Raw genomic sequence first — 13595 nt, forward strand, 5'->3', positions numbered from 1 at the left:
AGTCATCGCCAGCTTTTAAATGAATACACCCTCAACCTAACGGTTGGGGGTGTTTCTTTATTGCATGATCGAAAGTAGTTGAATTAAATACAATATCGTTAGAAAAGTAGACTAAACTCGGTTAAAACATTATCAAAATTAACAATTCAATGAAAATTTCCTTGCTTATAGATTACCCAGAGGCAGTTGGAAAAATTGCGAAATGGCACTATCACGAGTGGGGTCATCTCTCTTTAGAGATGACCGAAGAGGTGATATACCAAAAGGTGTTGGAAAAAGCAGCTCATCGGGATGTTATTCCTTTAGCAATCGTAGTCCACCATGAAAAAGAGTTGATTGGTGTCTTAGAGCTTAAGCGACATGAGAATAAAAATTACCCAGAATATGAATATTGGATCGGAGGTTTATTTGTTGATCCTATATGGAGAGGACAAGGGGTCGCAGGTAGCATGATTGCAATGGCAAAAGAAAAAGCCAAGCAATTAGGTATCACTACGCTCTATTTACAATGCGAAAGTCACAATATCGATTTATATCAAAGGCATGGTTTTAAAATAATTCATCAAGCTTATTACCATAACATTGAAACGACTATTATGCAGTTTGACGTTTTATTGAATCATAAAACAACATAAATAAAATAGAAGTAGTTCTATGAAAACATGTAAGTTTGAATTTTAAATTCATAAATATTTTAGAAAGGGTCTTAGGAAGCTAAAGAGGATTATTTCGTAATAATTTGAGTAGTTCAAGGTACACATTCTCATGCCGGTGATTGAAACGATACTCGGTTTCTTTCAAATGCAAATAGAAAGTATGTTTGGCTACGCCATTGAATTTTGCTAATCGCCTTTTGGCATAGCTCCAGAAGGATTCAATGCCGTTAATATGTCGATCACCATTAGCAAATTCATTCACTCCATGATTGACTCGAAAGTGCTTATCATAACCAATATCGACTAAGCCATCGTAACCACGCCAACCATCAGAATGAATGATTGTTCCTAGATTGACATGCCCACGAATAATGGCTTGTAGTGTAGCTCTGGAGCAATCTGGGACAATTTCTGTATACACTTTACCGTTGCGTTTTAATAAGCCAAATACGATGGTTTTGCCATAGGCTCCTCGTCCTCGCTTACCTCTTACACGACGAGCACCAAAATAAGATTCATCAACTTCTACATCTACATCACCTTGCAAAGGTGAAATGAGTTCACAATGCTCAGCGATTCGATGGCGGATTTTAAGAAAAATAGAGTTAGTAGAACGGACTGAAATACCAATCAATTCTGCTGTGTTAGAAGCCGTTAAATCTAAGGCAAAACAACGAATAAGTTGTCTGAATTTAGCCTCTGTGATTTTAGAACGACAATAGTACCTATTTTTTATATTCATATTAGGAAGTTACCATACAATTGAGATATGTTTACTTCCTAAGACCCTTTAGAAAATATAAGGAAAACTTAGTGCTGAGTGTGATTGTTCAATTGATGGGCGGCATTGGATTATTTCTTTTAGGCATGTCTTTGATGACTGATAGCTTAAAAGCGATTGCAGGTGAAGCATTAAGGCAATGGTTGGTTCGATTTACCAACTCCCCAATAAAAGCTGTTCTATCAGGTATTGGCTTAACCGTAGTTGTACAATCTTCAACAGCAACAACTTTAGCAACAATTGGTTTTGTGAGTGCAGGCGTATTAAGTTTCAGTCATGCAATCGGTGTGATTATCGGAGCAAATATTGGGACAACGAGTACTGGCTGGATGGTGGCATTATTAGGTCTGAAATTTTCTATAGCCAGTTTTGCCTTACCATTGATGGGGGTGGGCGCTTTATTAAAACTATTAGGTAAAGAGAAAATCGCATTTATTGGCTTAACTTTAGCAGGCTTCGGTTTACTGTTTTTTGGCATTCAAATATTACAAGATGCCATGAGTGGTGTTGCTGAATTGATTGATTTGTCTCGTTGGGCTGAACCAACATTCATGATGAAATTGATTTTAGTTGCTATCGGTATTCTCATGACGATTTTGCTTCAATCATCAAGTGCAGCGATTACAACCACATTAGCAGCCTTATCGACTCAAACAATTAATTTAGAACAAACTTTAGCACTGGTGATTGGTCAAAATGTAGGAACGGTTGCCACAGCAATTTTAGCTGCGATTGGCGCGACTACAAGTGCTAAGCGTACAGCCGCAGTACATGTTATCTTTAATGTAGTAACAGCCGTTTTTGCATTTTTTCTATTGTCTCCCGCATTTATGTGGGCTTATCAGCATTTTCAATTGATTCACCAACTTGATTCTGTGTTATTAGTTGCTGCATTTCATACAGCATTTAGTTTATTAGGTGCATGTATTTTTATGCCACTTTTACCTAAGTTTGAACAACTTATTATTCGACTGCTTCCAGAACAAGAGCCAACGACAACACGTTATTTGGATGAGTCACTTTATAGTGTTCCTGCATTGGCGATTGCAGCAGCAGAGCGAGCATTGTTGAAGTCGATTGCTGAGATGTATAAGGTTTTGACTCGAAGCATTCGGGGAGAGATTATTGCTTCATTGGTTAATACAGATGAATATGATCGGACTCTTGCAAAAGTTGAACATTATTTAGAAGAAATGTCTGTTCCTCAATCAAGCAGCGACCAGCATCGATTTATTATCTTATTGAGGTTAGTAGTATATGTCCGAGTTCTCAAAAATGATCTAGCTGAGGTTGCAAATATTGAATCTATTCAGAAGCAAGATTCCATCTATGACTTAGCACAGCGTTTTGCCACGATTCTTGAGCAAAGTATTCCTTATTTATTGCAAGAACCTTTTGTAAATTTACCGAAAGGGCTAGTGAATGATCTCACCGCCATCGCTGAAGAAATGAAAGATAAACAGGAATTCGTGAGGCAGAAGCTTATAGAGGATTCTTCTCAAAAAAATGTATCTGCAACATATACACTAGAGCTTTTGGCTGCACAACGGTGGTTAGAGCATTTGGTGGTTCACTGTAGCCGTGTTGCAATCTTGTTGGGTGATACAGAGCAAGAGTTGGTGGATGAAGAGCTAAGTTTAGTGGAATAAATTTTAGTTTGAGATACGATTAATGATGATATTATGATTCTAAATATCTACTTTAAAATCATAATAATATGAGAAGAAAACTCTACTTGGATTATGTGCTCTATGCATTAATAAGCTGTTGCTTCGTGGTTGGGTATGCCTATATTCTTGGCGAATCATTTCAATGGTTGTACTTAGTAATATCTTTCATTTTTGGTATTCTTTTCATGACTTTTGTGATTGTAAGATTGCCAATTTTTAATCAGTATTATGCGCAAAGTGCTTATCCACACAATCTGATTATTCCGACAAAACCTATGAATAGAGCAAATCAGCGAGCAGCGCCTGTGATGTCAAGTTTATTAACAGGTGTCGTCTTAGGTGTGATCTTTTATACCTTTGGGGTTGAACAGTTTAAAGTTGAATGCTTTGTCGGAGCTATTGCTTCTGGTGTAATGAGTTTTTATTTTGAACCCAAAGTATAATTCGCCTAAACATCTAGTTTTTTCATAAAAGATAAAGTTTTCTACTTTTCTCCTCAGCTGACACGCCTATAATGATTGAGAATCATTCCAAATCTAATAAGGAAATAACATGTCTACCGATCAACAATTTCCAACACCTGCCAACTTAGGGATCGCAGTTTATTCAAATAATGCGGAAGCGATTGGTAATACACCTTTAGTTCGCATCAATCGTCTGATTAAAACTGGCGCAACTGTATTGGCAAAAGTTGAAAGCCGTAACCCTGCATTCTCAGTGAAATGCCGTATTGGTGCAGCGTTGATTGCGGATGCTGAAAAACGTGGCGTACTGAAAGCAGGGATGCATATTGTTGAGCCAACTAGTGGTAATACAGGGATTGCCTTGGCATTCGTTGCAGCAGCAAAAGGTTATCCAATTACCTTAACTATGCCTGCAAGTATGAGTCTAGAGCGTAGAAAAGTATTAAAAGCTCTAGGTGCAAATCTTGTACTGACTGAGCCTGCTAAAGGTATGAAAGGTGCAGTAGATGAAGCTGTTCGTTTAGCAACGGAAAATCCTGAGCTTTATTTCCTACCACAACAATTTGAAAACCCAGCCAATCCACAGATTCATGTCGATACCACAGGCCCAGAAATCTGGCAGGCAACCAATGGACAAGTTGATATTCTTGTCGCTGGTGTCGGTACTGGTGGTACGATTACAGGTATTTCACGCTATTTTGAGCAAGTTCAGAATAAGCCAATTTATTCTGTTGCCGTTGAACCTGCTGAGTCTCCAATCATTACCCAAACAAAAAATGGTGAAGGCATTACACCTGCACCTCATAAGATTCAAGGGATCGGAGCAAACTTCATTCCTAAGAACTTAGATTTAGATTTGGTCGATGAAGTTGTACCTGTAAACAGTGCTGATGCGATTGAATGGGCACGAAAATGTGCTACTCAAGAAGGTATCTTGGTCGGTATTTCTAGTGGTGCAGCTTTGGCCGCAGCCGCTCAGATTGCAGAACGTCCTGAAAATGCAGATAAAACCATTGTCGTGATCCTCCCAGATAGTGGCGAGCGTTATCTATCCTCAGTACTTTTTGAAGGTTTATTTGACGAAGCTTAATTGGTTAAGCTGCCAAAAAACCATGCTTTCAAGCATGGTTTTTTATTGAAGTTAGAGTGCTTTCTTTAATGTTTTTTCATGTCGTTTGACTGAGCGTGCGTATTTTTTTGCTTTGTGGCGTGTCCAAAAACTACGTTTATAACCTGTTGGTCCAACATTGTAATAAGCAACGGCTTTTGACCAACTTCCTGCGGATTTATAGTAGCTTGCCAATACATATGCACCACAATTAACATTGACTGTTTCATCGTACAGATTGCCTGGGCAAGATTGACGCCAATGGCTTGGAATAATTTGAGTTAAACCTACAGCACCCGTTGGTGAGCGTGCGGAACTGTTATAGTTTGACTCTTGGCGAATAAGCGCTGCGAGTAGCGTGGGCGATACGTCATAACGATCAGCACTTTGCACAATAATCGGTGAGATACGATTTGCAGTATTGGGTGATACAGAATAAGCAGTTTGTAACCCTGAAGATAGTTGAGTTGAGCGATGAGCAAATGATCCACTTAGACTGCTACATGCACTCATGCTGATGGCAATCACAACAAGACTGATTTTTAAAAACACTGAGCTTAGATTTTTAAAGCTAATATATTGATCAGACGTAGATAGAATTTGCAAAATATTGAACCGTCAAATGAAGCTCTATGGATGGTATTAATTCAATTTGAATGAGTCAAGGCTGTTATTTTATCATGTTGATAAACTTAAAATTCAGTTTGTAAAAAAGCCCCGACATCCTGTCGAGGCTTTTTCATATTTGGTTTCTTGCGGTTAACTCCTGTCAACGACCACGTCCTGTGCTTCTTGTTGTCCTGAATGAGACTTCCTATCTCTTTATGACTCTCATCATAGAACTATATACTTTAGTCGTATATTCGCCAATCACTGCAACCTGTGTACGTTTAAACTTACAGGGCTTCTTTTAAAGCTTGTTCATGGCGTTTTACTGAGCTGGCATATTTATGTGCCTGTTGCCGCATATAGAGGCTTCTTTTATAGCCTGTTGGTCCTACATTGTAGTAACCCAGTGCTTTGATCCAATCACCTGTAGATTCATAGTAACGAGAGAGAATATATGCACCGCAATTAATATTGATTTGCTCATCATAAAGATTACCCGGGCAGGTCTGTTGCCAAAACTTAGGGCGAACTTGAGTTAAACCAACCGCATCTGCGGATGATTTTGCGTTGCTAATATAGCTTGACTCTTGGCGGATGAGAGCTGCGAGTAAATGTGGTGAGATGTTATAGCGATCAGCAGTTTGTAAAATAATGGGTGCAACACGATTTGCAGTGGTGGGATGAACCGAATAAGCGTTTTGAATGCCCGTAGAAAACTGCTGAGAATGGTTGACTGTTGGTGCTTTAGTGGTGCTACAGGCAACGGTTAAATATGAGCTTAGGAAAAGGATACACAACTTAAGAAACGTATTTTGAAACCGAGAAAAAGAGAACTTGTTGTAAGTTATCATCGTTGAAAAAGTTTAACCATCATATAAAAAACAAGCGGATAGTATGGAGGTCAACTTATTGAGTCAATGGTAGCTGTTTAGCTAAATCGTTTGTTTTTATATATTCAGCTTGATCTAGTACACATAAAAAAAGCCCCGACATCCTGTCGAGGCTTTCTCGTATTTGTTTCTTGCCGTCAACTCCTGTCAACGACCACATCCTATGGATCTTGTTATTCTGAATGAGACATCCTATCTCTTTATGGTTTTATAGTAAGCGAAAAATATTTGGGAGCATATTCGTCAATTGCCACAGCTGGCTGTACGTTAAAACCTACAAAAGATCTTAAAAAGATTCTAAAGATCTTTAAGAATAAAATTCACGATTCTTTGAGCAATAGGTGCACAGATCAATACACTTGGAAAAGCAAACATCCAAGCAATAATCCATGCTGACATCCACATTGAAAAGAAATGCTCAATAAAACCAACTGCTTTAAGCGTGGTAATTCCTGAAATAAAAAAAACATCATACAAGACAAAATGAATGGAAATAAAAGCCTTGAAGCCTTCATCAGTTAACCCCTTGATATGCACTTAAGGTCAATGCAATGTTTTGCCCAAATAATTGAGCCGTTTTAATATCACCAACATCGAATGCATGAGCTGCACTGGCATGTTCGGCTTGAGCCATTAATCCAGACCATGAACCTAATCGATTGACTGCCTCAGTATAGGCAACGCCATGATGATGTTGACTGGCTCATATTGGATTGCCGATCCATATCATACCGTGTTGCATACAAAAGGTGAAAAGTGAAATAAGCGTTGACTGTTTATTTCCTGCAGGAAGAGATGAGACCGTAAATCCTGCCGATAATTTTCCTCTAAAGCTTTGTTTTTTCCATAAAGGGCCAGAGTTATTTGATAGGACTAGACACACCTCCAAGATAAGTAGGTCAACCCCAAATTAAAGCATCATATTGAATAAGTTGCTCAGGCTGATGTATTAATTGTTCGGTTGTAAATAAATCAATTTGAATATGATCGACCAGCGCAGCCCCGAGTTGAATTTGCTCGGCGATAAAGCGGGTATGACCTTGGTGACTACGATAAATAATTGCGATTGATTTCATGATTGAGGCCCTTAATTGAATAATTTTAAAAATTTGGCTGCGAGATATAAACCACATCCGAAGATACCGTGGTTGATGAGACTTTTAAGACGGTTGAGCCAAGGCTCTGGAGTATTTGCAGCAGCTATGCCAGCACCCATAGCAGGTTGCATAATCAAAAAGGGAGCTAGCACCGTGATCAGGCCGAAAGTGAAAGCGCTATAAAACTGTGGCTGAATGAGCCAAGTTTCCCCCACGAAAAGAATAAAAATAAAAGCAAACAAGACGCCGACACTGTAATGCGTACACCAACCCACTAGAGATTCATGTTGAATCTGAGAACTTTGGCTAATCGGGTGATGTCGAATTTTTCCTTTAAATATCCAACCGATCCAACGGCCCAATAAGGCGAAATTTAAAGTCGGAATATTCAGTTGCATTAGGATGAATAACCAAATATCCATGACAATCGTTGCACCAATACCTAAGACGAGTATCTGAAATAATTGCTCGAAAAAGTTCATGAATTCACCTCAATTCCATCTCTACAAATGTGATAAATTCATTGTGCAAGTTCAAGTAAACTTGAAGTCAAGAGGTATTTATGGATATTGGTGAAGTCGCAAAAAAAGCGAATGTTGCACCTTCAACTTTACGTTTTTACGAAGAGAAAGGATTAATCAAATCTATTGGGCGACAAGGTTTGCGTCGTCAATATGCCAAACAAGTTTTAGATCAGTTGGCATTGATTGCATTGGGGCGGGCAGCTGGTTTTTCTTTAGATGAGATTGCAACAATGTTTGGACAGGATGGTCAGCCAGAGCTAGATAGAGGTTTATTGAATGAAAAAGCCGAACAGCTCGAGAAGATGACACGACGACTACATTTCATTAGTGAAGGTTTAAGGCATGCAGCGGTTTGTCCAGCAGAGAATCACATGCAATGCCCAACGTTTCAAAATTTTTTAAAAGCCGCAATTGCAGGAGAATATCAGCCGACCAAGCTGTAGCAAAAGTATCCGAGTAAATAGGCATGTCATTGTATCGCCATAAAAATTTCATTTTATTGAAGTCAAAGTTTCATAAAAACTTGTTCTAATTTTCTTAATTTTTTTACCAAACGTATAAAATTATGAACAAGAAAACTGTATTGGCTTTGATCTGTGCGACAACTTTTGGATTAAGCGCCTGTAATGATGATAACCAAGATCAAAATACATCAATAGAAAAAGTCACTGAGCCAACTTTGGTTTCTTTTGCCAAACTTCCTGTTGAAACTTACGCAGCTGGCCCTGATTCTGGTCAAGCAGTTCAAGGTGCTAATGGCATTTATCCACCCTTTAAAGGACAGCCTGTACAAGGTTTTTCTGCTGCACTGAAAAACGATGATGGCAGCTATATGGCGATGTCTGATAATGGTTTTGGTACACAAGATAATTCAGCAGACTATTTGCTACGAATTTATAAGCTAAAAGCTGATTTTAAAACTAAGTCGAAAGGAACTGGACAAGTCGAAGTACACAGCTTTATTCAGTTACGTGACCCGAATAAGCGCATTCCATTTGATATTGTGAATGGCAATACCGCTGAGCGCTTATTGACAGGTGCAGATTTTGACCCTGAGTCTATGCAACGCACAGCAGATGGAACATATTGGATTGGTGACGAATTTGGACCATATTTACTTCATTTTTCCGCTGAAGGTGTCTTGCTCGATGCACCTATTCCATTGCCGAATCCATTGAACCCAGCGCAAGAATTACGGTCACCACAAAATCAATTCAACAAAGCCAATATCAATTATGTTGAACCATTGGTTCCGCAGAGTGGTGGTTTTGAAGGAATGGCAATTTCTCCAGATGGAAAATATTTATATCCATTGCTTGAGAAGCCATTGAAGTCGATTCGAGAAGGTGAGCGTTTATTATTAATTTCTCAGTTTGATGTGCAGAAAAAAGCTTATACAGGACAATACTATTGGTTCGCTTTAGATAGTAAAGCCACCAACATTGGTGATTTCCAGTTGTTCAATGACAAAGACGGCATCATCATTGAGCGTGATGCCAGCCAAAATAATTTAGGTGGCTATAAGAAATTAATTAAGATTAAGTTTAATGATGTAACTCAAACGGTAGCGCGTGAAGATTTGGTTGATTTAATGAAGATTGTCAATCCAAATGCTTTATATGGTGCTGCACGAGAAGGTGATATTGGTACAGACCGTATTTTTGCATTCCCATTTGAAACGATCGAAGATGTGATTATTGAAAATGCTACAACGTTGACTGTGCTGAATGATAATAATTTTCCGGGTTCAACGGGACGTAACGCCAAACTGGCGGATGATAATGAAATTATTCAAATCCGTTTGCCAAAAGCACTATTTTAAACTTTAGGTCAAAAATGGCCGAAATGATCATTTCTCATTTTGGTTGAAAGCGTATACTGATCAGGCATAAGGAGTCGTAATGTCTGAGTCAGTTATACGCGCAACTCATATCGAATATGGTTCGAAATCGTTTACAGCGATTTTATGGTCATTGTTCTTTGCTGGTTTTGCTTCATTTTCATCGTTGTACTGTGTGCAGCCAATGATGCCAATTTTTGCAAAGTTCTTTGATGTGACTCCGACACAAAGTAGTTTACCTCTTTCTTTTTCAACAATTGCGCTCGCAATCGGCTTGTTATTTACAGGCTTTATTTCTGATCGGTTTGGACGTAAACCGATCATGGTGTTTGCTTTATTTCTCGTCTCTGTGCTGTTACTGGTCAGTGCATCTTTTCCTGTTTGGGAAATCTTTCTCACGACTCGTATTTTTATTGGCTTGGCAGTCAGTGGCGTTGCCGCAGTCGCAATGACTTATATCGGTGAGGAAATAGCTCAGAACGATATTGGCTTTGCCATGGGATTATATATTTCGGGCACGGCGATAGGTGGTATGGGCGGACGTTTGATAGCTGGGGTCTTGGTTGACTTTATTTCTTGGCAGTCTGCAACGTATATCATCGGTTTTTTAAACTTTATTATTGCGTGTCTATTTTATTTATTATTGCCGAAATCACAGCATTTTAAACCGTATCCATTCCGTTTTTCGCGTTTTAAAGCGGCATTTGAACAGAACCTGAAAGATCCGAAATTGCGTATTTTATTTGCGCAAGGCTTTATCTTAATGGGTTGTTTGGTGACTGTATTTAACTATATCAGTTATCACCTGTTAGAAGCACCATTTCATTTGTCACAAACATGGATTGGTCTGATTTCGATTGCTTATTTAGCGGGTATTTATAGCTCTCCTAAAGCGGCGAAATGGGGCTTTCAGTATGGGCGCGATAAAGTGCTTCCTATTTTACTGTTGACTATGATGGTAGGTTTGCTGATTACCTTGATTCCCACACTTTGGGCGATCTTACTTGGCTTAACGATTTTTACTTTTTCTTTCTTTGCCGCACATTCAACCGCCAGTAGTTGGGTTTCAGTACAAGCCGTACAATATCGTGCAGTCGCATCTTCTTTATATCTGTTCTGTTATTACATTGGTTCAAGTTTACTTGGTAGTAGTGGCGGCTTGATTTGGGAAAATTTTGGTTGGGTTGGGATCAATTTCAGTGTCGGGATGGTATTGGTGCTTGGTTTGTTCCTTGCGATGCGTTTAAGAAAATTACATCGACATAGCGAATAAATTTTAAAACTGAGCAAAGTTTGTACAAATTAATTTCTATCTCATTGTTTTTGTACATTTTATAATCAAGAAAAATGAATGGAATTCATGTTAAAATGATCGGCTTTCATTTTAGGGGCTAAAATACCACCAGCCCCGATAGATGTCTCTCCTCCATCTGCTAGCCGAGATTCGCAAGCCATGTCTACTGCCTACACCATGCAGACCGCGCCAAAAGCGCTGTTTGATTACGACAAATATTGGGCGTCGTGTTTTGAACCTGCACCATTTTTGCCGATGTCACGAGAAGAAATGGATCTGCTCGGTTGGGATGCATGTGACTTCATTTTGGTGTGTGGTGATGCTTATATCGACCATCCATCATTTGTATCTGGTGTGATTGGACGTGTACTTGAAGCACAAGGTTTCCGAGTAGGAATCATTGCGCAACCCGATTGGACCAATGTTGAAAGTTTCCGAGTATTAGGTAAACCAACAATCGCATGGGGTGTGACTGCGGGGAATATGGATTCGATGATTAACCGTTATACGGCTGATCGTAAGATCCGTTCTGATGATGCGTATTCTCCAAACAATGAAGCGAATAAGCGACCAGACCGTGCGGCAACGGTTTACTGTCAGCGTTGTCGTGAAGCGTTTCCTGACGTTCCAGTGTTATTGGGTGGTATTGAAGGTAGCTTGCGTCGTATTGCGCATTATGATTACTGGTCAGACAAGGTTCGCCGTTCGATTTTAATGGACTCCAAAGCAGACCTGTTGATGTATGGTAATGGTGAGCGTGCCATTATCGACGTCATGCATCGTTTAGCCAAAGGTGAGAAAATCCACGAGATTACGGATGTTCGTGGTACAGCATTTATTATTAATAAACATAACAAAGCATCTAAAGCAAAATTCGTTGAAATTGCTAGTAATGACATCGATACCATTGGACGTGTTGATCCAATTATCAATCCCTATGTGATGACTGAAGATATTGATGGCTGTGAAGTTGAAAAAGAAAAAGGCAACTCACTGGCACAGTATCAAAATTTCCAAAAAGAAATCGTTGCTAATCCAATCGTTCGAGAAGGGGATAATTTAGACCCTGATACTCAGATCGTACAATTAAAACCTGCACCATCAAAAGCAATTAAACATAAGCTGCCGCCGCGTGAATTGGCAGTGATTCGTTTGCCTTCGTTTGAAGAAGTTGCTGATGATCAAGTACTTTATGCGCATGCGAACCGTATTTTGCATTTGGAAACCAATCCAGGGAATGCGCGTGCATTGGTGCAACGTCACGGTGAGCGTGATGTTTGGATTAATCCACCACCAATTCCGCTAACGACTGAGGAAATGGACTACGTATTTGATTTACCGTATGCACGTTTACCGCATCCGTCTTATGAGAATGCACGTTTTCCTGCCTTTGATATGATCAAATTCTCGGTCAATATTATGCGTGGTTGTTTTGGTGGTTGTACGTTCTGTTCGATCACTGAACATGAAGGTCGTATTATCCAAAACCGTTCGGAAGATTCGATTTTACGTGAAATTGAAAAAATCCGTGACACTGCACCTAACTTCACTGGGATTATCTCGGATTTAGGTGGGCCTACGGCAAACATGTATCGTTTGCACTGTAACGATCCTGAAATTGAGAAAAACTGTCGTAAACCATCCTGTGTCTATCCAGGTGTGTGTCAGAACTTACATACTGATCATGCACCATTGGTTCAACTGTATCGTAAAGCACGTGAAATCAAAGGCGTGAAGAAGATTCTGATTGGTTCTGGTCTACGTTATGACCTCGCGGTACTCAACCCTGAATATGTGAAAGAATTGGTTCAGCACCATGTCGGCGGTTATCTGAAAATTGCGCCTGAACATACCGAAAATGGCCCATTATCGAAGATGATGAAACCAGGGATTGGGACGTATGATCGCTTCAAGCAAATGTTTGAGCGTTTCAGTAAAGAAGCAGGTAAGGAACAATATTTAATTCCTTACTTTATTGCTGCACATCCGGGGACCACGGATTACGACATGATGAATTTGGCGATTTGGTTGAAGAAGAATGGCTTCCGTGCTGATCAGGTACAAACCTTCTATCCATCACCAATGGCAACCGCGACCACAATGTATTATTCAGGCAAAAATCCGTTGTCTAAAGTGGCGCGTTATACCGAGAATGTCGATATTGTGAAGGGTGAAAAACGTCGCCGTCTGCACAAAGCATTCTTACGTTACCATGATCCAAATAACTGGCCATTGTTACGTGAAGCTTTGAAAGAAATGGGACGTTCAGACCTCATTGGTAACTCAAAGCAGCATTTGATTCCAACGTATCAACCACAAGGTACGGCTGAAGGTGAATATAAGTCAGCGCGTAAGAAGAATTCGAGTGTTGCTGGGGATTCTGCAAAACGTAATGGTCAACAAAATCAGTCACGTTCGCAGTCAGGTCAAAAACGTCCACAAAAAGGACAGGTTTTAACTCAACATAATGGTTTGCCGCCTCGCGAAACAGGTGAGAAAAGACCATTTTCAGGAAAGCCTAAACAAAAAGCCAAAGCACAGCGCTAACTGAACAAAAGAAGGCATTCAATAGAATGCCTTCTTTTTAAGTAATATTGTGAGTTGTGTCACATCTGCTTTAATTTTTCATAACGCAATAGAAACATATACTGACAATATCAAC

At 39.5% G+C, this 13595-nt stretch carries 12 protein-coding genes and 2 pseudogenes; 8 read left to right on the forward strand and 6 right to left on the reverse strand.

Going from position 1 to position 13595, the window contains the following annotated elements:
* The first annotated feature begins 149 nt into the window (after window positions 1-149).
* Window positions 150-635 carry a GNAT family N-acetyltransferase gene (locus IO68_RS27105; protein ID WP_019385909.1) on the forward strand — a complete coding sequence of 162 codons (486 nt, stop codon included), beginning with the start codon at window positions 150-152 and terminating at the stop codon, window positions 633-635.
* Window positions 636-714: 79 nt separating this feature from the next.
* On the opposite strand, the gene IO68_RS27110 is transcribed toward IO68_RS27105, so the two are convergent.
* Window positions 715-1398 (reverse strand): IS1595-like element ISAcsp7 family transposase, encoded by a 684-nt coding sequence (locus tag IO68_RS27110; RefSeq protein ID WP_019385908.1) that lies wholly within the window; start codon window positions 1396-1398, stop codon window positions 715-717.
* 71 nt (window positions 1399-1469) lie between these two features.
* Here IO68_RS27110 and IO68_RS27115 point away from each other — a divergent pair, with 71 nt between their 5' ends.
* The 3 genes from IO68_RS27115 to cysK all read left to right on the forward strand — a co-directional run bounded on the left by IO68_RS27115 (window position 1470) and on the right by cysK (window position 4661).
* Window positions 1470-3086, forward strand: a complete 1617-nt coding sequence (locus IO68_RS27115; RefSeq protein WP_019385907.1) for a Na/Pi cotransporter family protein — start codon at window positions 1470-1472, stop codon at window positions 3084-3086.
* Between the two features lie 206 nt (window positions 3087-3292).
* Window positions 3293-3550, forward strand: coding sequence for a hypothetical protein (locus IO68_RS27120; protein ID WP_023013605.1), 258 nt, complete (start codon window positions 3293-3295; stop codon window positions 3548-3550).
* 109 nt (window positions 3551-3659) lie between these two features.
* Window positions 3660-4661, forward strand: coding sequence for a cysteine synthase A (gene cysK / locus IO68_RS27125; RefSeq protein WP_023013606.1), 1002 nt, complete (start codon window positions 3660-3662; stop codon window positions 4659-4661).
* A 51-nt stretch (window positions 4662-4712) separates the two neighbouring features.
* On the opposite strand, the gene IO68_RS27130 is transcribed toward cysK, so the two are convergent.
* The 5 genes and pseudogenes from IO68_RS27130 to IO68_RS27150 form a co-directional block, all read right to left on the reverse strand.
* Window positions 4713-5192, reverse strand: coding sequence for a lytic transglycosylase domain-containing protein (locus IO68_RS27130; RefSeq protein ID WP_240490427.1), 480 nt, complete (start codon window positions 5190-5192; stop codon window positions 4713-4715).
* Between the two features lie 383 nt (window positions 5193-5575).
* On the reverse strand, window positions 5576-6139 hold the full coding sequence (locus IO68_RS27135) for a lytic transglycosylase domain-containing protein (RefSeq protein ID WP_026094245.1): 564 nt from the start codon (window positions 6137-6139) through the stop codon (window positions 5576-5578).
* Between the two features lie 336 nt (window positions 6140-6475).
* A pseudogene (locus tag IO68_RS27140) lies at window positions 6476-6693 on the reverse strand (DUF2798 domain-containing protein).
* A pseudogene (locus IO68_RS33830) lies at window positions 6693-7254 on the reverse strand (flavodoxin family protein). The pseudogenes IO68_RS27140 and IO68_RS33830 overlap by 1 nt, the downstream one beginning before the upstream one ends.
* Before the next feature lie 11 nt (window positions 7255-7265).
* Window positions 7266-7757, reverse strand: a complete 492-nt coding sequence (locus tag IO68_RS27150; RefSeq protein WP_023013611.1) for a DUF2938 domain-containing protein — start codon at window positions 7755-7757, stop codon at window positions 7266-7268.
* Between the two features lie 80 nt (window positions 7758-7837).
* Between IO68_RS27150 and IO68_RS27155 the strand changes: the two genes are divergently transcribed.
* The 4 genes from IO68_RS27155 to IO68_RS27170 all read left to right on the forward strand — a co-directional run bounded on the left by IO68_RS27155 (window position 7838) and on the right by IO68_RS27170 (window position 13480).
* On the forward strand, window positions 7838-8242 hold the full coding sequence (locus IO68_RS27155) for a helix-turn-helix domain-containing protein (RefSeq protein ID WP_023013612.1): 405 nt from the start codon (window positions 7838-7840) through the stop codon (window positions 8240-8242).
* Window positions 8243-8364: 122 nt separating this feature from the next.
* Window positions 8365-9621: an esterase-like activity of phytase family protein gene (locus IO68_RS27160; RefSeq protein ID WP_023013613.1), complete on the forward strand. Its 1257-nt coding sequence runs from the start codon at window positions 8365-8367 to the stop codon at window positions 9619-9621.
* Between the two features lie 79 nt (window positions 9622-9700).
* Window positions 9701-10912, forward strand: a complete 1212-nt coding sequence (locus IO68_RS27165) for an MFS transporter (RefSeq protein ID WP_023013614.1) — start codon at window positions 9701-9703, stop codon at window positions 10910-10912.
* A 180-nt stretch (window positions 10913-11092) separates the two neighbouring features.
* Window positions 11093-13480, forward strand: coding sequence for a YgiQ family radical SAM protein (locus IO68_RS27170; RefSeq protein WP_023013616.1), 2388 nt, complete (start codon window positions 11093-11095; stop codon window positions 13478-13480).
* Window positions 13481-13595 lie beyond the last annotated feature (115 nt).

It is taken from the genome of Acinetobacter sp. COS3 (assembly GCF_000475335.1).
Classification (GTDB): Bacteria; Pseudomonadota; Gammaproteobacteria; order Pseudomonadales; family Moraxellaceae; genus Acinetobacter; species Acinetobacter venetianus.

Bases quoted from the DNA above. Each gene is read 5' to 3' on its own strand.
- IO68_RS27150 (WP_023013611.1), bottom strand. From the start codon at position 7,757: ATGAACTTTTTCGAGCAATTATTTCAGATACTCGTCTTAGGTATTGGT.
- cysK (WP_023013606.1), top strand. From the start codon at position 3,660: ATGTCTACCGATCAACAATTTCCAACACCTGCCAACTTAGGGATCGCA.
- IO68_RS27130 (WP_240490427.1), bottom strand. From the start codon at position 5,192: ATGAGTGCATGTAGCAGTCTAAGTGGATCATTTGCTCATCGCTCAACT.
- IO68_RS27160 (WP_023013613.1), top strand. From the start codon at position 8,365: ATGAACAAGAAAACTGTATTGGCTTTGATCTGTGCGACAACTTTTGGA.
- IO68_RS27105 (WP_019385909.1), top strand. From the start codon at position 150: ATGAAAATTTCCTTGCTTATAGATTACCCAGAGGCAGTTGGAAAAATT.
- IO68_RS27170 (WP_023013616.1), top strand. From the start codon at position 11,093: ATGTCTACTGCCTACACCATGCAGACCGCGCCAAAAGCGCTGTTTGAT.
- IO68_RS27120 (WP_023013605.1), top strand. From the start codon at position 3,293: ATGACTTTTGTGATTGTAAGATTGCCAATTTTTAATCAGTATTATGCG.
- IO68_RS27165 (WP_023013614.1), top strand. From the start codon at position 9,701: ATGTCTGAGTCAGTTATACGCGCAACTCATATCGAATATGGTTCGAAA.
- IO68_RS27155 (WP_023013612.1), top strand. From the start codon at position 7,838: ATGGATATTGGTGAAGTCGCAAAAAAAGCGAATGTTGCACCTTCAACT.
- IO68_RS27110 (WP_019385908.1), bottom strand. From the start codon at position 1,398: ATGAATATAAAAAATAGGTACTATTGTCGTTCTAAAATCACAGAGGCT.
- IO68_RS27135 (WP_026094245.1), bottom strand. From the start codon at position 6,139: ATGATAACTTACAACAAGTTCTCTTTTTCTCGGTTTCAAAATACGTTT.